The organism is Micromonospora zamorensis (genome assembly GCF_900090275.1).
In the GTDB taxonomy this organism is placed as follows: domain Bacteria; phylum Actinomycetota; class Actinomycetes; order Mycobacteriales; family Micromonosporaceae; genus Micromonospora; species Micromonospora zamorensis.
The window spans coordinates 5,722,546-5,740,069 of the sequence record NZ_LT607755.1; the positions used below are offsets into that span (position 1 = coordinate 5,722,546).

22 protein-coding genes are annotated in these 17,524 nt (G+C 72.2%); 7 read left to right on the plus strand and 15 right to left on the minus strand.

The genetic code is table 11. The features are described 5' to 3' along the window. Positions 1-52: 52 nt before the first annotated feature. Complete coding sequence (locus GA0070619_RS25515; RefSeq protein WP_088950381.1) at positions 53-832, minus strand: hypothetical protein; 780 nt, start codon at positions 830-832, stop codon at positions 53-55. Further along, the gene (locus GA0070619_RS25520; RefSeq protein ID WP_088950382.1) at positions 829-1,461 is read right to left on the minus strand and encodes a helix-turn-helix domain-containing protein; all 633 of its coding nucleotides are present in this window, start codon (positions 1,459-1,461) and stop codon (positions 829-831) included. The genes GA0070619_RS25515 and GA0070619_RS25520 overlap by 4 nt, the downstream gene beginning before the upstream one ends. 111 nt (positions 1,462-1,572) lie before the next feature. Between GA0070619_RS25520 and GA0070619_RS25525 the strand changes: the two genes are divergently transcribed. Then, positions 1,573-2,370 carry an alpha/beta fold hydrolase gene (locus GA0070619_RS25525; RefSeq protein WP_088950383.1) on the plus strand — a complete coding sequence of 266 codons (798 nt, stop codon included), beginning with the start codon at positions 1,573-1,575 and terminating at the stop codon, positions 2,368-2,370. Between the two features lie 7 nt (positions 2,371-2,377). Here GA0070619_RS25525 and GA0070619_RS25530 read toward each other — a convergent pair whose 3' ends face one another. From GA0070619_RS25530 to GA0070619_RS25545, 4 genes are all read right to left on the minus strand, one after another. Beyond that, positions 2,378-3,337, minus strand: a complete 960-nt coding sequence (locus GA0070619_RS25530; protein WP_088950384.1) for an asparaginase — start codon at positions 3,335-3,337, stop codon at positions 2,378-2,380. A 94-nt stretch (positions 3,338-3,431) separates the two neighbouring features. Beyond that, the gene (locus GA0070619_RS25535; RefSeq protein ID WP_088950385.1) at positions 3,432-4,259 is read right to left on the minus strand and encodes a beta-keto acid cleavage family enzyme; all 828 of its coding nucleotides are present in this window, start codon (positions 4,257-4,259) and stop codon (positions 3,432-3,434) included. 23 nt (positions 4,260-4,282) lie between these two features. After that, complete coding sequence (gene ygfZ / locus GA0070619_RS25540; protein ID WP_088950386.1) at positions 4,283-5,395, minus strand: CAF17-like 4Fe-4S cluster assembly/insertion protein YgfZ; 1,113 nt, start codon at positions 5,393-5,395, stop codon at positions 4,283-4,285. Next, positions 5,392-5,820: a Fur family transcriptional regulator gene (locus GA0070619_RS25545; RefSeq protein WP_088950387.1), complete on the minus strand. Its 429-nt coding sequence runs from the start codon at positions 5,818-5,820 to the stop codon at positions 5,392-5,394. Before GA0070619_RS25545 ends, ygfZ begins: the two co-directional genes overlap by 4 nt. A gap of 69 nt (positions 5,821-5,889) precedes the next feature. Here GA0070619_RS25545 and GA0070619_RS25550 point away from each other — a divergent pair, with 69 nt between their 5' ends. After that, positions 5,890-6,768, plus strand: a complete 879-nt coding sequence (locus GA0070619_RS25550; protein ID WP_088950388.1) for an aminotransferase class IV — start codon at positions 5,890-5,892, stop codon at positions 6,766-6,768. On the opposite strand, the gene GA0070619_RS25555 is transcribed toward GA0070619_RS25550, so the two are convergent. Together GA0070619_RS25555 and mtfM are read right to left on the minus strand one after the other, a co-directional pair. Next, positions 6,769-7,359, minus strand: a complete 591-nt coding sequence (locus tag GA0070619_RS25555) for a heme-binding beta-barrel domain-containing protein (RefSeq protein ID WP_088950389.1) — start codon at positions 7,357-7,359, stop codon at positions 6,769-6,771. It abuts the gene before it with no gap. Then, the gene (gene mtfM / locus GA0070619_RS33865; RefSeq protein ID WP_030327764.1) at positions 7,353-7,457 is read right to left on the minus strand and encodes a small membrane protein MtfM; all 105 of its coding nucleotides are present in this window, start codon (positions 7,455-7,457) and stop codon (positions 7,353-7,355) included. The genes GA0070619_RS25555 and mtfM overlap by 7 nt, the downstream gene beginning before the upstream one ends. Before the next feature lie 12 nt (positions 7,458-7,469). Here mtfM and GA0070619_RS25560 point away from each other — a divergent pair, with 12 nt between their 5' ends. From GA0070619_RS25560 to GA0070619_RS25570, 3 genes are all read left to right on the plus strand, one after another. Continuing rightward, positions 7,470-7,844, plus strand: coding sequence for a DsrE family protein (locus GA0070619_RS25560; RefSeq protein WP_088950390.1), 375 nt, complete (start codon positions 7,470-7,472; stop codon positions 7,842-7,844). A 79-nt stretch (positions 7,845-7,923) separates the two neighbouring features. Then, entirely contained in the window at positions 7,924-8,304 is a 381-nt protein-coding gene (locus GA0070619_RS25565; protein WP_088950391.1) for an SCP2 sterol-binding domain-containing protein, read from the plus strand. Further along, complete coding sequence (locus tag GA0070619_RS25570; protein WP_088950392.1) at positions 8,301-10,355, plus strand: amylo-alpha-1,6-glucosidase; 2,055 nt, start codon at positions 8,301-8,303, stop codon at positions 10,353-10,355. The genes GA0070619_RS25565 and GA0070619_RS25570 overlap by 4 nt, the downstream gene beginning before the upstream one ends. 19 nt (positions 10,356-10,374) lie before the next feature. Here the strand turns inward: GA0070619_RS25570 and GA0070619_RS25575 are convergent, their stop codons facing one another. The 7 genes from GA0070619_RS25575 to GA0070619_RS25600 all read right to left on the minus strand — a co-directional run bounded on the left by GA0070619_RS25575 (position 10,375) and on the right by GA0070619_RS25600 (position 15,510). Beyond that, complete coding sequence (locus GA0070619_RS25575; RefSeq protein ID WP_088950393.1) at positions 10,375-11,235, minus strand: hypothetical protein; 861 nt, start codon at positions 11,233-11,235, stop codon at positions 10,375-10,377. Between the two features lie 41 nt (positions 11,236-11,276). Then, entirely contained in the window at positions 11,277-11,768 is a 492-nt protein-coding gene (locus GA0070619_RS25580; protein ID WP_412769123.1) for a winged helix-turn-helix domain-containing protein, read from the minus strand. Between the two features lie 242 nt (positions 11,769-12,010). Next, on the minus strand, positions 12,011-12,331 hold the full coding sequence (locus tag GA0070619_RS25585; protein WP_088950395.1) for a DUF1416 domain-containing protein: 321 nt from the start codon (positions 12,329-12,331) through the stop codon (positions 12,011-12,013). A 2-nt stretch (positions 12,332-12,333) separates the two neighbouring features. Further along, positions 12,334-13,182: a sulfurtransferase gene (locus GA0070619_RS25590; RefSeq protein ID WP_088950396.1), complete on the minus strand. Its 849-nt coding sequence runs from the start codon at positions 13,180-13,182 to the stop codon at positions 12,334-12,336. 206 nt (positions 13,183-13,388) lie between these two features. After that, positions 13,389-13,466 carry an Ms5788A family Cys-rich leader peptide gene (locus GA0070619_RS33975; RefSeq protein WP_310503780.1) on the minus strand — a complete coding sequence of 26 codons (78 nt, stop codon included), beginning with the start codon at positions 13,464-13,466 and terminating at the stop codon, positions 13,389-13,391. A gap of 92 nt (positions 13,467-13,558) precedes the next feature. Further along, on the minus strand, positions 13,559-14,347 hold the full coding sequence (locus GA0070619_RS25595; protein ID WP_088952046.1) for an LmeA family phospholipid-binding protein: 789 nt from the start codon (positions 14,345-14,347) through the stop codon (positions 13,559-13,561). A gap of 104 nt (positions 14,348-14,451) precedes the next feature. Next, positions 14,452-15,510 (minus strand): hypothetical protein, encoded by a 1,059-nt coding sequence (locus tag GA0070619_RS25600; protein WP_088950397.1) that lies wholly within the window; start codon positions 15,508-15,510, stop codon positions 14,452-14,454. 243 nt (positions 15,511-15,753) lie between these two features. Between GA0070619_RS25600 and GA0070619_RS25605 the strand changes: the two genes are divergently transcribed. Further along, on the plus strand, positions 15,754-16,473 hold the full coding sequence (locus GA0070619_RS25605; protein WP_179781168.1) for a winged helix-turn-helix transcriptional regulator: 720 nt from the start codon (positions 15,754-15,756) through the stop codon (positions 16,471-16,473). A gap of 150 nt (positions 16,474-16,623) precedes the next feature. Next, positions 16,624-17,484 (plus strand): polysaccharide deacetylase family protein, encoded by an 861-nt coding sequence (locus GA0070619_RS25610; protein ID WP_088950398.1) that lies wholly within the window; start codon positions 16,624-16,626, stop codon positions 17,482-17,484. Positions 17,485-17,524: the final 40 nt, after the last annotated feature.

Genomic DNA, 17,524 nt, shown 5'->3' on the forward strand with positions numbered 1-17,524 from the left:
GGACCCCGGCTACGTCCGACAAGGACGCCGCCGGGGTCGTCGACATGGCGAACTACTCGGCCGCCGGGCGGGTCCGCTTGGTGGCCCGGGGCAGCTTCGCCGACGGGGTCGCGGCCGGCTTGGCGGCCTTCGGTGCACGGGCTGCCTTCTTGACGGCGGCCGGCTTGGCCTCGGCGATCTCGGCCACGTCGGCCGGGGTCGGCACGTCGGCCGGGGCCGTGGCGGCGGGAGCCGCGGCCGTGGTGGCGGGAGCCGTGGCCGTGGTGGCGGGAGCCGTGGTGGCGGTGGGAGCCGGGGTGGCGGCAGTGGTCGCCGGTACACCCTCGGTGGCCTCGATGTCGGCGTTGACCGTCTCGGCGGCCTCCAGCACACCGGCGCCGACGACGCGCTCACCCCGGGCGACCAGCGCACCGTACGCGGCGAAGGCCCGCTCCTGGGCGGCCTGGGCGCCCGCGTACACCATGATGGCGTTGCGGGTCGCGGCGGCGCGCAGCTTGTCGAGGTCGGTGACCTCGCGCAGCTTGGCCAGGTCGGCGGCCTCGCGCAGCTTGGCCAGCTCGGCCGAGTCGCGCAGCTTGGCCAGGTCCAGTTCGGCCTGCGCCCGCTCGCGCAGCGTGCCGGCGGTCTCGTTGGCGGTACGCAGGGTCTCGGTGGCCTTCTGGCGCAGCTCGTAACCGGTCAGCACGGCCCGACCGCCCAGGTCGGCGACGACCCGGGTGCTGAGGACGCCGACCACGGCCGGCAGCTTGCGCAACTGCTCGATGGCCAGCTCACCGGCGCCAGCGGCGGCGTAGATCGGGGCGGGGATGCGGTTGGTCTTCGGCTCGCTCATGACGTCTCCTCTTCGGCCGCCGTGGCGGCCTCGCGGACCGCCGACCCGGCGGCCTTCTTCTCGGGGGTGTTGGTGCTGCCCGGGGCGGGTGCGGTGCCCGCCTCGGTGACGGCGACCGACTCGAGTACAGCCTCGGTCGGGGTGCCGCCTGCGGTGGTGGGGCCGGTGGCGGCCAGATTGGCCACGTCGGCGGGCTGACCGCCGACATCGGTCGGGGTGGTCGCCCCGACCGTGCCGCCGGTGGACCCGGTGCCGCTGCCCTCGGCGGGGGCCTGGGCGTCGGCCAGCCGGGTGTTCTCCCGGCGGAACGTCTCGTAGATCTGGGTGAGTGACTGCTTCTGGGCCATCGTCAGGTCGGCATCAACGGCGATGGCCGCGAGCACGCCGTGGCCTTCCTTGTCGTCGAGCAGCCCGGCGCGCAGGTACATCGCCGGGGTGGAGACCCGCAGCGCGCTCGCCAGTTGCTGGAGCACCTCGGCGCTGGGCTTGCGCAGGCCGCGCTCGATCTGGCTGAGGTACGGGTTGCTGACCCCCGCCTGCTCGGCGAGCTGACGGAGCGAGATCTTGGCGTTCCGCCGAAGATCGCGGATGAACCCGCCGACGTCGGGAAGGTCCTTCGGTGTGGCCATGACTGCGACGCTAACCGGCCGCGCTAGCTCCTGCAAGCAAAACGCTAGCCACAGTTAGCAAGGTCTCAGCGGACGGTTGCGCCCCGCTCCCCCGATCCGTACGGTCCGTCCGTGCACAAGATCACAGTCAATGGAGCAAGCATCGCGTACGACGAGGCGGGCACCGGTTCGCCCGTCGTACTGCTGCACGCTGGCATCGCCGACCGGCGGATGTGGCGAGGGCAGCTTCCCGCGCTCGCCGCCCGCCACCGGGTGATCGTCCCGGACCTGCGCGGCTACGGGGACTCGGAGCTGCCGCCGACCCCGTTCGCGCACCACGACGACGTGGCCGGCCTGCTGGACGCGCTCGACCTGCCCCGTGCCGCCCTGGTCGGCTGCTCCTTCGGCGGGGCGGTCGCCATCGACACCGCACTGGCCCACCCCGACCGGGTGAGCGCACTTGCGCTGTTCGACACGGCGGTCTCCGGCAACGAGTGGTCCGAGGAGGCGAACGACCTCTGGGACGACCTGGTCGGCGAGGTCGACCCCGACGACTTCGTCGCCGGCGCTGCCGGTGAGGTGCGGTTCTGGGTGGTCGGCCCGGGCCGCCAGCCGCAGGACGTCGACCCCGCGCTCCTCGCGTTCGCGCAGGAGATGGACCAGCGTGCGCTCGCCGCCGAGTTGGCGCTCGGTGCGGTCGAGGTGGGAGAGCTGACGCCGCCGGCGATCGGCCGCCTCGGCGAGCTGACAGTGCCCGTCCTGGTCACCGCCGGCGCCGCCGACGTACCGGACATCAGCCGGCTCGCCGACCGGATCGCCGCCGAGGTCCCCGGCGCGGTACGGCTGCCGGACGTGCCGGACGCCGCACACCTGTTGCCGCTGGAGCGTCCGGAGCCGGTCAACGCCGCACTGCTCGACTTCCTGCGCTAGACGACAGTCACCAGAGCGGGCGGACCGCGCCGACCGGGACACCGCCGCCGAAGAGCGGCACCTCGGCGTACTCGGTCAGCACCGGGGCGTCCACACCGAGCCGGCGCAGCGCGGACACCAGCACCGGCATCCGGGCCCGGTCGGCGCCGTCGTCGATCTTCAGTGCGACGGCGCCGACACCCGGCAGGGCCACCGCGATCACGCCCTCGGCACCGACCTTGGCCAGCAGGCCCGGAACGCCGCGCATCAAGCGGGTGTCGTCGGCCTGGGTGCCACCGACGATCTCCGGGTACGCGCGCATCGCGTCGGCCACCGTTCGCGGCACCGAGCCGGGCTCGGCGTCGACCAGCCGGAGGAACGCCCCGGCCAGGCCGGTGAGCGACACCGCAAGCACCGGGGCGCCGCAACCGTCCACGCCCACCGCCGCCGCCTGCTCGCCGGTGAACTCCTCGATGGCCGCCCGCAACCGCTGCTGCAACGGGTGCTCCGGCCGCCAGTAACCATCCAGCGGCCAACCGGCGGCCTCGCAGGTCAGCAGCATCCCGCTGTGCTTGCCGGAGCAGTTCATCTGCACCCGGTTCGGGCCGCCCCCGGCGCGCAGCACGGCCTCCCGGGCGGCCACGCCCACCGGCAGGTCGGGCGGGCAGTGCAGGGCCGAGGCGTCCAACCCGGCCCGCTGGAGCAACGCACCGACCCTGGCCAGGTGGAAGTCCTCACCGGCGTGACTCGCCGAGACCAGCGCCACGTCGGCCGGGTCGGTCAACGGCAGGCCGGCACGCAGCATCCCGATCGCCTGCATCGGCTTGCTGGCCGAGCGGGGGAAGATCGGCGACGTCACGTCCCCGGCGGACGCCACCGCCGCACCGGCGGCGTCCAGCACCACCACCGAACCTCGGTGCGCCCCCTCCACGAACCCGGAACGGACCACCTCGGCGAGTGGAGAGCCACCCTCGTACGTCTTCGTCACGCGCTGGACGGTACCGACGGTGCCGGGGTGCCCGTCGGCGGGGTGACCAGGTGGTCCTCCGCTCGGGTGACAGGAGCGTGGGACCGGCCCGGCCTTACAGCCCGAGCAGCTCGCGAGCCTCGGCGGTGGTCAGCGGCGGGCGTTGAGCGAGCTGGGCGAAACCCACAGCGCGGGCGACCAGTTGCATGTTGGACTCCACCGGACGGCCCTTGGCGTACGTCACTGTGTCCTCCATACCGACCCTCAGGTGCCCGCCGGTCGACAGGGAGGCCAGCAGCACCGGAATCGTGCTGCGGCCGACCCCGGTGGCCGAGAACGTGGTGCCCTCGGGCAGGTCCCGCAGCATCCGGTGCGCCGCGACCAGCGTCTCGGTGGTGCCCGGCATACCGCCCGGCACGCCCATCACGAAGTCGACGTGCACGTGCCCGCCGGCCGGCAGGCCGTACCTGCCGAGCAACCGCTGCAACGCGGACAGGTGGCCGAGGTCGAAGATCTCGTACTCCGGCACGATCCCGCGTTCCTGCATCCGGGTGTGCAGGTCGACGATGAACTCCCAGCGGTTGAGGAAGACGTCGTTGCCGAAGTTGACGGTGCCCATCGTGCACGAGGCCATGTCCGGCCTGGCATCGAGGACGGCCAGCCGAGCAGCCTCCGGATCGGTCACCGCGCCGCCGGAGGAGAGCTGCACGATCAGGTCCGTGCTCTCCCGCAGCGCCACCACCGTGTCGGCCAGGCGCACCGGGTCGAGGCTCGGCCGCGCCTCGTCGTCACGGATGTGGACGTGGATCACGGCAGCGCCGAGCGCCTCGCACTCCTTGGCGGTGAGCAGCAACTCGTCGAGGGTCACCGGCAGCGCCGGCACCTCTGCCTTGGCCGACTCAGCGCCGGTCGGGGCCACCGTGATCAACGTCCCTGTTGTCATGCCGGCGATCCTAGACGGCCCGCTCAGGACGGGTCGATCGCCGCCGCGGTCTCGCCGATCATCAGCGCGGCATCGTCGGAGACGTTCCGCTTGATCACGGCGAGAGCGACCTGACCCAGCTCGTGGTGCAGCACCGCGGTGCCGACGAAGCCGACCGCCCGGCCGTCGAGGGTCACCGGCGTACCGGCCGCCGGCGGCTGGTCGGTGGTCACCCCGTCCAGGTGCAGGAGTACGAGGCGGCGCGGCGGCCGACCCATGTTGTGCACCCGGGCCACCGTCTCCTGCCCCCGGTAGCAACCCTTGTCCAGGTGCACCGCCGGGCCGATCAGGTCCACCTCGGCCGGGATGGTCCGGTGGTCGGTGTCCACCCCGACCCGGGGCTGGCGCGCGGCCACCCGGATCGCCTCGTACGCCCAGAGCCCCGCGACCGGCACGCCCGCGCCGCGCAGCTCCGCCACGACCTGGTCCATCGCTGAGCGGGGCACCAGCAGGTCCACCCCGAGCGGGCCGCGGCGGGCCCAACCACCGATCGGCAGCGGTCGTACGTCGTACCGCGCGCTCGCCCGGAGTGGCACGGCACCGTGCGGGAACTTCGGACCCGGCACCGCGACCTGGTCCGGCGCGGCGAGCCCGGGCACGCCGAGCGTGCTCAGCGCCTCCGTCGCCGCCGGCCCGACCAGGGACAACAGTGCCCGCTCGGCGGTCGCGTCGCGCGGCTCGACCTTGCTGAAGAACCGCATCTTGTTCAGGTAGGCCAGCAGACCCTCGGTGGCCCCCGGCTCGGTGTCCAGCCAGGTGGTCTCGCCGTCCTCCGCGACCATGGCGTGCTGCTCGATGTGGCCGTGCGGGGACAGCACCAGCAGTTCGGTGCCCTCACCGGCGGCCAGTGCGCTCAGGTGCTGCGAGGTGACAGTGTGCAGCCAGCTGGCCCGCTCTTCCCCGGGCACCGCGATGATCCCCCGGTGCGACCGGTCGACCAGACCGACCTCGGTGTCCAGGGTGCGCTGCTCACGCAGCGGGTCGCCGTAGTGTGCGGCCACCCCCCGCACCCCGGCCGCGACATGCGCCGGATCCGGCTGGTCACGGCTGGCCTCGTCGATGCCCTCGACGGCCACCGCGCCCGCGATGTCGATCATTTGTCGTCCCCGTTCTCGCAGCGTACGCAGACGCCGAAAAGTGACACGTGCCCGATATCCACCCGGAACCCCCGCTGCGTGGCCAACTGGTCGGCGAGCGGGCGCAGCAGCTCCGGATCGATCTCGTCGATCGCGCCGCACTCCCGGCAGACCAGGTGGACGTGTTGGTGCTCACCGGCCGCGTGATAGGTCGGTGAGCCGTGCGACAGGTGCGTGTGGGTGACCAGGCCGAGCCGTTCCAACAGCTCAAGCGTGCGGTAGATGGTGGTGATGTTGACGCCGGCCGCGACCTCCCGGACGGCGGTGTGCACCTGCTCCGGGCTGGCGTGCCCCAGATCGAGCACCGCCTGGAGGACGAGCTGCCGTTGGGCCGTCAGCCGCAGCCCACGGGCCCGCAGCATTTCCGCGAGGGAGGATTCGGACACCGTCCGATCATAGTTCGGCCACCAGGCTGCTCCTCACATCGCGATCGACCGCCACTACGCTCGACGGTCATGGTGAAGTCGTCCGGCGGGGAGGTCACGGCCGGCCCGACCGCGCGGATCGCCGTGCTCGGGCGCGGCCTGATTCCGACCGGCGACCCCGTGCTTCGCGGCGACGACCTCGGCGTCCTGCACGGCGACGGCATCTTCGAAACCATGCACCTGCGGCACGGCCGGCCGTGGCTGCGCGACGAGCACCTGGCCCGCCTGGTCGCGGCGGCCTTGGCCATCGACCTGCCCCTACCCCCCACCGCAGCGCTGACCGACCTGCTCGACGAGGTACGCGCAGACTGGCCGACGCCCGTGGAAGGGGCGCTCCGGCTGGTCTGCACGAGGGGCCCGGAGGCCGGCGGCCCCCCGACGGTCTACGCCACGCTGGCCGAGGTGCCGGCGCCTTCCCGGGCAGCCCGGCGGAACGGGATCAATGTGGCCACCCTGCCGCTGGGGGTGCCCGCCGGCACTCGCCCCGGGCTGAGCTGGCTGCCGGCCGGGATCAAATCCACGTCGTACGCGGTCAGCAGCGCCGCCCGCCGCTGGGCCGGGCGGGCCGGCGTGGACGACGTGCTGTGGGTCTCCTCCGACGGCTACGCGCTGGAGGGCCCCACGGCCAACGTGGTGTGGCTCACCGACGACACGCTCTGCACGGTGCCGGCCGCGACAACCGGCATCCTCGCCGGCACGACCGTCGCCTGGTTGCTCGCCCACGCCGCCGAGCTGGGCCTGAACACCGCCGAGCGGCTGGCCACGGTGGCCGAGCTGCACGCCGCGGACGGCCTGTGGTTCACCTCGTCGCTACGCGGAGCCGCCGAGGTGCACACGCTGGACGGGGTGCGTCGGGCTCGCTGCCCGCGCACCCCCGCCCTGCACGCCCTGCTGGGTTTCCCGGTCTAGTCAGCCGCCGACCCGGACGAGCCGGGCGGAGAGGTGCGGGCTGAGACCATGGCCCATGGCGGCCATCTCCTGGGCGTAGAGCAGCGCACCCTCGACGATGCCGAAGAGCCGCTTCCCACCGGTGACCTCCTTGGCGGTCGGAGTCCGGACCACCGCGTCGGTGGCGAACTCGACCTGGGTGCCGGTGCGCTTGCCCAGGTGCAACTCCATCACCCCGGTCGGAGTGCTCAGCAGCGCCTCCAGCTCGTCGGTCGCCCGCCCGTCCACCAGCACCGGCCGCCACCAGCCGATCTCACGACCGGCCGGCCGGACCGGCTTGCTCTGCTCGTCCAGGATCCAGGCGCGGGACTCGTAGTGCAGGAACGGTCGGCCGTCGTGGCTGATCCGGATCTCCTGCGCGTAGTCGAAGTCCTCGATGGTGGGGAAACCACCCTTGCCCCGGCCGCGCCACAGCCCGATGTAGGGCAGCAGGCCGTCCAGCGCGGGGTGCAGCTTCGGCCCGACCCGCAGGTCGTGGCTCTCCTCGAACGGGTACTCCTCGACCGGCGGCGCGTTCAGCCACGGCGGCTGCAGCGGGTTCTCGCTCACCAGCGTCCTCTCGAAATGCGTACGGCAAGGTAGACCAGGCCACCGGCGAGCCCGCCCAGGCCAGCGACCAACAGGCTGACAAACCCGATCTCGGTAACCATCCCGGCCATCCTATGCTGGGCCACATGGCCCGCACTCTCGTCGTCAAGGCCACCGCAGGGGCGGACGCCCCGGAGCGGTGCGCGCAGGCATTCACTGTCGCCGCGACGGCTGTCGCGGCCGGGGTGGACGTGTCGCTCTGGCTGACCGGTGAATCGACCTGGTTCGCGCTGCCCGGTCGCGCCCAACAGTTCGAGCTGCCGCACTCCGCACCGCTGGCCGAGTTGCTGCACGTCATCCTGACCAGTGGCCGGGTGACTGCCTGCACCCAGTGCGCCGCCCGCCGGGAGATCGGCCCGGACGACGTGTTGCCCGGGGTGCGGATCGCGGGCGCCGCGGTTTTCGTCGAGGAGGCGTTGGCCGAGGGCGCGCAGGCACTCGTCTACTGACCATCCGACCCGGTGGGGCTGATCCGGGCGGAGTGCCGATACCGACCCGACATCTCGGACGGCTGCCTACGATTCGGATGTGACCGAGGCGGCGGAGAGGTTCTTCGAATCACTGCCGGCGCGCGCCCCGGACGTCCTGGGCGGCCTGGCCGACGGAACCCTGCAGATCGACCTCGGCAGCGACCACCGGACCGAGCACTGGCTGGTCCGGATGCGGCCCGGATCGGTGCAGGTCAGCCGCGAGCGCGGGCCGGCCGACGCCATCTGGTTCAGCAGCGCCGCCCTCTTCGATCGACTGATCACCGGCGAGGCGCAGGGTGTCGCGGCGGTGCTACGCAACGAGAGCACGTTCAGCGGAAACGTGGTGCTCTTCCTCGCCTTCCGTCGGTTCTTCCCCGACCCACCCGGCACCCGCGACCCCCGTGAGGTGGCCCGCCGGGCGGCCAGGCGACCGACGTGAAGGAACTCGTCAGCATTCTGGACGGCAACACCTTCCTGGTCAGCGACCGGCGGGGGGACATCGAGCCGTCCTACGACTTCCCCACCGGGCTGTTCTCCTTCGACACCCGGTTCCTGTCCAAGTGGGTGCTCACCCTGGACGGCCAGCGGCTGCACGCCCTCTCCGTCGACGACACCCAGTCGTACCGCACCAAGTTCTTCCTCGCCCCCGGCGAACCCACGCACTACCTGGACGCCAAGGCGTCGGTGATCCGCAGCCGGGCGATCGTGGGCAGCTTCGCGGAGGAACTGACCGTCCTCAACCACACCGAGGCGGACGTCGAGTTCACCGTCCGGATCGACATCGCGGCCGACTTCGCCGACCTGTTCGAGATCAAGCACCGCCGGCAGAAGCAGGGGCGCACCACTGTCACGGTCGCCGAGAACGAGTTGCGGCTGACCTACCGCCGGGAGGCGTTCCACCGGGAGACGACGGTCAGCACCAGTGCGCCGGGGCAGGTCGACACCACCGGGATGACCTTCCGGATCCGGATAGCCCGCAACGGCAGGTGGACCACCCGGCTGCGCGTGTCCAGCGTCGTCTTCGGGGCGCGCGGTGAGGACATCCGCGCGACCCTCCCCTACGGCGGCAGCCGCAGCGCGGACGCCATCCGGGCCGAGCAGCAGGAACTGATCGACCGGGCGCCGAAGCTCGGCTGCGACTGCCAGCCACTGGCCGGGGCGTACCGGCGCAGCCTGAACGACCTGGCCGCCCTGCGCTACGAGTCGATCGCCCTGGGCGTGCGGCTGATCGCCGCCGGACTGCCCTGGTTCATGACCCTGTTCGGCCGGGACAGCATCATCACCTCGTTGCAGGTGCTGCCGTTCCTGCCGGAGCTGGTCCCCCCGACCATCCTGATGCTGGCCGGACTACAGGGGCACCGGGTGGACGACTTCCGGGACGAGGAGCCCGGCAAGATCCTGCACGAGCTGCGCTACGGCGAGACCGCCGGCTTCGAGGAGCAGCCACACTCGCCGTACTACGGGTCGGCCGACTCGACACCACTGTTCATCATCCTGCTCGACGAGTACGAGCGGTGGACCGGTGACGCCACACTCGTCCGCAAGCTGGAACCGCAGGTCCGCGCGGCGTTGCAGTGGATCGACACGTACGGGGACCTGCTCGGCACCGGCTACCTCTGGTACCAGACCCGCAACCCGGAGACCGGTCTGCAGAACCAGTGCTGGAAGGACTCCTGGGACGCCATCTCGTACGCCGACGGCGAGATGCCCGGCTTCCCCCGGGCGACCTGCGAACTTCAGGGGTACGCGTACGACGCGAAGATCCGGGCCGCCCGGCTGGCCCGGACCTTCTGGAACGACCCGGCGTACGCCGACCGGCTGGAGCGGGAGGCCGCCGACCTCAAGCGGCGGTTCGACCGTGACTTCTGGATCGCCGACCGCGAGTACTACGCGCTCGCGCTGGACGCCGACGGGCGGCAGGTGGACGCGCTCACCTCGAACATCGGGCACCTGCTGTGGAGCGGCATCGTGGACGAGTCCCGCGCCGGCAAGGTGGTCGAGCACCTGCTCGGGCCGCGCCTGTTCTCCGGCTGGGGAGTGCGGACGCTCGCCGAGGACGAGGGACGGTACAACCCGATCGGGTACCACGTCGGCACGGTGTGGCCGTTCGACAACTCGATCATCGCCTGGGGGCTGTGGCGGTACGGCTTCCGAAATGAGGCCGGGCTGATCTGCGACACGATGCTGGCCGCGTCCCGCTATTTCGAGGGGCGGCTGCCGGAGGCGTTCGCCGGCTACGCCCGCGACCTCACCGACTACCCGGTGGAGTACCCGACCGCGTGCAGCCCGCAGGCCTGGTCGACCGGCACTCCGCTGCTGCTGCTCCGGGTGATGCTGGGCCTGGAGCCGCAGGGCGAGCACCTGATCATCGACCCGGCCGTGCCACCGGGCATGGGCCGGGTCGAGCTGCTGGACATCCCCGGTCGGTGGGGGAAGGTCGACGCGTTGGGCCGGAGCCGTGACGGTGAGGATCAGCCAGGCGGCGGCTGATCCGAGCGAGCCGCCCGGCTCAACCCGGGCAGCCGACGGTGGCGGCCAACCGGGTCGCGTCCTGGTTGAGCTCGGCAAGCACCGTGACCGGGCCGGTGCGGTACGCGTACACCGGGGGTTGGTCCAGCAGTGGGGCGTTGCCGGCCAGCGCGGCGAGCGCGGCTGTCGGCGCGGCCAGGCCGGGGCCCTCAGCGGAACGGACGGTGTGGGCCGACCCGCCGCCCGGGCAGGGTGCGGTGACCAGCTCCGGCGCGGCGTCGGCCGGGCGGTCGAGCGCCCGCAGCGCCGCGGTCAGGGCGGCGGCCTCCGGGCCTGCCGTGGCCGCGACCGGTGTGTAGCCGGAGCCGACCGGCCGGCAACCGGTGTCGACGACCACTCGCACCCGACCGTCCGCGGTCGGCCGTCCCTGGACGGCCACGAACTCTCCGGCGTCGGCGTACAGCTCGATGCCGTTCAGCCCGGGGCCCACCCCGGCCCGCCAACTCGCCGGCAGCCGCTCGGCGATCCCCTTCAGCACGGTCTGCTCGGAGCCGGTGGGCGCGAGCACCCCGACGTCACGCCGCAACCTCGCCCCGTCGGCGAACGGGGTGACCCGGCAACCCTCCGCGATCCGCGCCGGGCCCAGCTCCAGCAGACCGGCCGCACCGGCCGCCCGGGCCAGCTCGCCGATCGCCCGGTCGACCACCGGGCCGGCCTGGTCGAGGGACCGCTGCTCGCGCACGGTCGGTGGGTCGTCGCGGACCGACGTCCAGGTGAGCAGGGCCAGCAACACGGCCCAGGCCGCTGTCGCGGCCAGCAACAAACGCCGCCACGACCGGGCAGGAGGCGGCGCGGTGGGACCGGCCGAAGGAGCCCAACCCGTCTGGACAGCACCGTTCACCCGGCCATGGTGTCACGGGTGTGCTGCCGGCCCACCGGCGGTCAGGTCGAGCGGGGTGGTGGATCGAGCCGGTAGCCGATCCCCTGGACGGTGTGCACCTGCGGCCCTCCCGGGAGACCACGCAGTTTGTGCCGGAGCTGCTTGACGGCGGAGTGCAGGATGGCGCTGCCCCGGTACGGGCCGCTCCACACGGCGGCGAAGAGCTGTTCGTAGCTCCACACCACCAGCGGCGGGCCGATGAGCAGGGCGAGCAGCTCCCGTTCGGTGGGGGTGAGCGGGAGCGGGTCCCCGCGCCAGGTGACCCGATGTCCTGCCCGGTCGACGACCAGCTCACCCCACCTGACCAGGCCCTGCGGCACGCCGGGCGGCACGATCGCGGGACGGACCGGAGCGGCGGGCGACACTGTCGCGGGGTGGGCCTGCGGCGGGGCGGTCGGCGACGACAGCAGCTCGCGCAGCTCGGTCAGGTCGGCACAGCTGAGCACCGGGCCGAGCCCGTCGAGTTGACGCAGCACCCGCTCCCGCATCGACATGTCCGCGCTGACGCAGACGACGATCGGAACCTCTTCGCCGGACATGCCACCCTCACCCGTGATTTCCACCAGTAGATAGTGACGTATGCCGATTGATTTCGCGGCCCGTCCCGGCAGGAGGGCGGTAACCGCCGAGGACCCGTGACCGGCGGTGGCCCACACCACCGGCGCATCGCCGAACACACGACCGGGGGCCGACCACCCCAGGAGGGTGACCGGCCCCGGTCGATCAGAGCAGTGGGTCAGGCGACGGTGACGCCAACCTCGTTGACGCCACGGCCAGCGGTGACGGCGGTGTCGCCGTTGCCGTGCCGGGACAGCGCCCGAAGCGTCCAGGAGCCCGGCGCGGCGAAGAACCGGAACTGGCCGGCTGGCGAGGTCACCACCTCGGCGGTGAACTCACCGGTCGAGTCGAGCAGCCGGACGTACGCGCCCGGCACCGGCTCGTCCTCGGTGGAGCGGACGATCCCGGTGATGACGGTTTCCTTCTCCAGGTCCAGACTGGCCGGCAACGGTGCGGCCTGGTCCGGTGCGGCGCAACCCGCGGCGATGGGGAGCGTCATGATCAGGCCTCCCCGGGTTCGTCACCGAGCGCGACCGGCACGCCGACCAGCGAGCCGTACTCGGTCCAGGAACCGTCGTAGTTCTTGACGTTGCGGTGGCCGAGCAGCTCCTGGAGCACGAACCAGGTGTGCGAGGAGCGCTCGCCGATCCGGCAGTAGGCGATGGTCTCCTTGCCGTCGTCGAGCCCCGCGTCGCCGTAGATCTTGCGCAGCTCGTCGTCGGACCGGAAGGTGCCGTCCTCGTTGGCCGCCTTGGACCACGGGACGCTGATGGCGGTGGGGATGTGCCCGGCCCGCTGCGCCTGCTCCTGCGGCAGGTGGGCGGGGGCGAGCAGCCGGCCGGCGAACTCGTCGGGGCTGCGCACGTCGACCAGGTTCTTGGTGCCGATCGCGGCCACGACCTCGTCCCGGAAGGCCCGGATCGACGTGTCCGGCTCCTGCGCGACGTACTGCGTCGCCGGGCGGGCCACCGAGTCGGTGACCAGCGGGCGGGCATCCAGCTCCCACTTCTTGCGACCGCCGTCGAGCAGCTTCACGTCGCCGTGGCCGTAGAGCTTGAAGTACCAGTAGGCGTACGCGGCGAACCAGTTGTTGTTGCCGCCGTAGAGGATGACGGTGTCGTCGTTGCTGATGCCCCGCTCGGAGAGCAACGCCTCGAACTGCGTCTTGTTGACGAAGTCCCGGCGGACCTGGTCCTGCAGGTCGGTCTTCCAGTCAATCTTGATGGCGCCGGCGATGTGGCCGGTGTCGTAGGCCGAGGTGTCCTCGTCGACCTCGACGAAGACGACGCCCGGGGCGTCGAGGTTCTTCTCGGCCCATTCGGCCGAAACGAGTGCGGTGTCGCGACTCATCGAATCACTCCCTGGTGAGGATGGATGGTGAGCCAACGCGCGAGCATTGATGGGTGTAGCTGTCGCACCACGCGCGGGACCCAGCGGAAGGACGGGATCACGGGTTCGTGCGACGGCGCCGCTGCCGGGCATTCGGTGGGATCACCGGAGGGTGCGAGAACCCTGTGCCGGTGGCCGCCGTCAGGCGGCCGGAGACAGCCCCGCCGTCAGATGACGGGGCGACACAGGCAGGTGGCCACGCGGCACAGGTCGACCGCGCGCCGTTTGGTGAGGTGGGTCCCCATGGCCAGGGAGCCTACCAGCCAGTGACCGGGCTGCCACTGAGTCGACCACCATCCGGGAATCGACCGGATCACCGGCCGGATGGGGTTCCCACTCAGCTGACGGAATTGATCGGTACGTTCTTCGCGTCGGCGGTGACCGCCAACCCTTCCGCCAGCGGCCGGACCTCCCGGACGGCGAGTTGGAACGGCAGGTCGGGCAGGGGCACGTCGATGGAGATGTCCTTGGCGAAGTTGTTCAGCAGGCCGCGCGCCAGCGGCAGGTTCGGCAGACCCGTGGCGTCCAGGTCGTTGAAGCGCAGGGCGACGGCGCCGTTGTCTGCGACGGTGACGTCGGCGGTGCCGCTGATCGTGATCTTCTGACCGAGGATGTCGGCCGGACCCGTGACGGCGAGCTTGCCGTTCTGCTCGCCAAGCGTGAGCCCCGGACGCTTCAGCAGCGCGGCGAGGCTGTCGTAGCTGATCGTGCCGGTGCCGTCGACCGTGTCCGCCACGATGTCACCCTGGCCGGAGCGCAGGGTGTCCAGTGAGGCCCGGACGTTGCGGGCGTCCACGTCCAGCACCGACAGCCGCACGACGTCGCCCTGGACCGGGGCCTGCACGTCCCGCAGGTTGATGGTGATCCGCTGGTAGCGGCCATCGAGCACCTGGGTGAGGAACGGGGTGCCGCCCACCTCCACATCGGGCTCGGCGGATTGCGCGCCCTGCTTGGTGATCTCCTGGCGGACCCGGTCGGCGATCATCCGCTCGGCGACCCCGACCGCCACCCGGTCGGCGACGACCAGCAACCCCGCCACCACCAGGAGCAGGACGAACAGGCCGATGAGCAGCTTGCGGCCGCGCCGTCGGGGCCGCGCCCCCTCCGCCGGATAGTCCTCCGCCACGCCGCCTCCTGTCTCCACCCGCCGCACCGCGACGGGTCGTCCACACCGGTGCCGCTGCGCGGCGCACCCGTAGGTACCCGACCGGCTCCAGGCTCAACCGTGACTCAGAGGAAGAGCATGCACATCGCGTACGCGGCCGGTGCCGCCAGGGCGAAACCGCCGAGCGGACCCTGCATGTGCCGGGCCACCCACATGGTGGGCGGTTCTCCGGCCATCAGCCGGCCCGCCTCGGCGTACCCGACGGCGAGGTCGGAGAGCACGGCGGCGACCGCCGCGACCAGGCCGATCACGGCGGCCCGGGTCGGCGTGAAGGGTGCCACCAGGTAGCTGCCGAGAAGTGCGCTGGTCAGCGTGCCGACCATCGCGCCGGCCACCACGCCAGCCGCGCCCCTGGGCACCTGCGGGGCCAGCCGGGGCCAGGGCAGTACGGCGTCGGTGAGCCGAGCGACGGTCAGCGCGACGCCGCTCGCCGTCAGGCAGACGGTGATCGCCTGGGTGCCGGCCGGGATCCGGCTGAGCACGATCAGGGTGCCGAAGGCCACCACTCCGACCACGATGAGCAGCGTGGCGCCGAGGGAGTCGGTGACCCGGACCCGGTCGACGCGGCGGACCAGCTGGCCGAGCACCGCGGCGAGGAAGCCGCCGGCGGCCAGGTAGCCCAGCGGCGCCAGACCGGCGACGTCGGTCTGCACCGCGGCGATGTCGGCGAGTGCGGCGACAACGACGCTGATCCCGGCGACCACCAGCATCGCGGGAGGGCGCATGGCGATCGTCCAGGCGAGCACGAAGAGCAACTGGACGCCGAAGATGATGAAGGCGAACGGCAGCCGGTGACCAGGCCCGGACGTCTGCGCGCCGAGCACCAGGCCGACGCCGAGCAGCGCGGCGAAGCCGGCGATGGTCATCGCGAGCTGACGGTGCACCTCGACCGGGGGTATGACCTCCTCTTCCGGCTCGTCGATCTCTTCTTCGGATCGGCGCGCCGGTTCGCCGGAGCGACGGGCTCGGCGAGGCCCACTTCGTTCGCGGCGATCGCCGTCGGTGGTGGCCGGACCGGTACGCGGCGCGGGCGGGTTGCCGCGCGTCGCTGCGGCGGCCGGGCCCGGGTGGGGCCCGGCGGGCCACGATTCGCGGCCGGCCTCGGGCGAGGTGGAGGGAAACACGACCCGATCGTGCCAGACCGGCGGCCGGACACGACGGTCACGGGTTTCAGCAACGTTAAAATCTGCTCCACGATCAGGGGCAAGGTAGACAAACGGGAAATGGCCAGACGGCGCGGCCGAGGCGATCGGTTACGCTCAACCCCGTTACCCCGCCCGTCAGCGACGCCGGGACCACGCAATTTCTCAGCACACTCCCCCGCGAGTGTGTCTGGTCGCGTGCGGCCGAGCGCCGCCGGGACGGAGGTGATCGTGGAGATCCTGCTGCTGGTGACCGCGCGCGCAGGCGAACCGTCGGCTGTGCTGCCGGCACTCGACCTGTTGCCGCACTCGGTCCGCACCGCGCCGCGCGACGTCCGCACCCTGGTCGCGGGCCCCAGCCCCGACGCGGTGCTGGTGGACGCCCGGTCGGAGTTGAGCGAGGCCCGGGCGACCTGCCGGATGTTGCACGCCACCGGGCTCGGCGTGCCGCTGGTCGCGGTGGTGACCGAGGCCGGCCTGATCGCACTGAACGCCGACTGGGGCGTCGACGACGTCATCCTCGCCTCGGCCGGTCCCGCCGAGGTGGAGGCACGGCTGCGGCTCGCGGTCGGTCGCCTGAGCAACGCGACCGCCGGCGCCGGCGGCTCGATCCGGGCCGGCGAGCTGACCATCGACCCCGACACGTACGCGGCCAAGCTCAAGGGCCGCCCTCTCGACCTCACCTACAAGGAGTTCGAGCTGCTGAAGTTCCTGGCCCAGCACCCGGGGCGGGTGTTCACCCGGGACCAGCTCCTGCGGGAGGTCTGGGGCTACGACTACTTCGGCGGCACCCGCACTGTGGACGTGCACGTCCGGCGACTGCGCGCCAAGCTCGGCTCGGAGTACGAGTCGATGATCGGCACCGTCCGCCAGGTCGGCTACAAGTTCGTCGTCCCGCCGTCACGGTCCCTGCCCGAGGCGGAGCACGCGCCCCTGCCCGTCTGATCGACGAGTCACTCAGCTTTCCTATATGCCCTTTTTGCGCGGCTTGGCGGTTCTATTCTGACTGCCGGGTTTGTCGGAGAAAGGGGCGACGGTGCGCGCAGTGACCACGGGGGCGACGGGTCGGCCTGGCCGGCAAACCGGGCGGAAGCCATGACGCGGGTCAGTTCGACCGCGCGGGCGACGGGAATCGTGACGCTGGTGTTGGCGGCGCTGCTCGGCTCGGCGTACGCGCTGGGCCGCAGCCTCGTCGTCGATCCGACCCCCCGGCATCCCACCGCGCACGCCGACGGGCCGCACTACGCCGACCAGCCCAGCGACGGCGAGCCGGGCGACGTCCCGAACCCCGGCGCCAGCAACGGCCCCACCGAGGCCGGCCAGGACGGGGCGGAGCGGGACGGCGGCGGCGACAAGCTGTTCGGCGCGCACGCCACCACCGGCTCCCCACGGCTCGCGCTGACCTTCGACGACGGGCCGGACCCGCGGTACACCCCGCAGGTCCTCGCCATGCTGCGCGAATTCGATGTGAAGGCGACGTTCTGCGTGGTCGGCGAGAACGCTCAGAACCACCCCGACCTGGTCCAGGCGATCGTGGGCGACGGCCACACCCTGTGCAACCACTCCTGGCACCACGACGTCGACCTGGGCGCCCGGTCGGCCGACGCGATCCGGGCCGATCTCCTGCGCACGAACGAGGCGATCAGGGCGGCCGTGCCGAACGCGCCGATCGTCTGGTACCGGCAGCCGGGCGGCGCCTGGACGTACCCGGTGGTGTCGGTGGCGCGGCAGCTCGGCATGACCCCGCTGCACTGGTCGGTCGACCCGTCGGACTGGGATCTACCCGGCGCTGCCAAGATCACCGCGACGGTCCTGAGCCAGGCCGAACCGGGCTCGGTGGTGCTGCTGCACGACGCCGGCGGCGACCGGCAGGGCACCGTGGACGCGTTGCGCCGGATCCTGCCCGACCTGACCGCGCGGTTCGACCTGGAGGCCCTGCCCACCGACCCGACCTGAGTCACAGCATTCGCTCGGCGACGGTCCGGGCGTCACGACA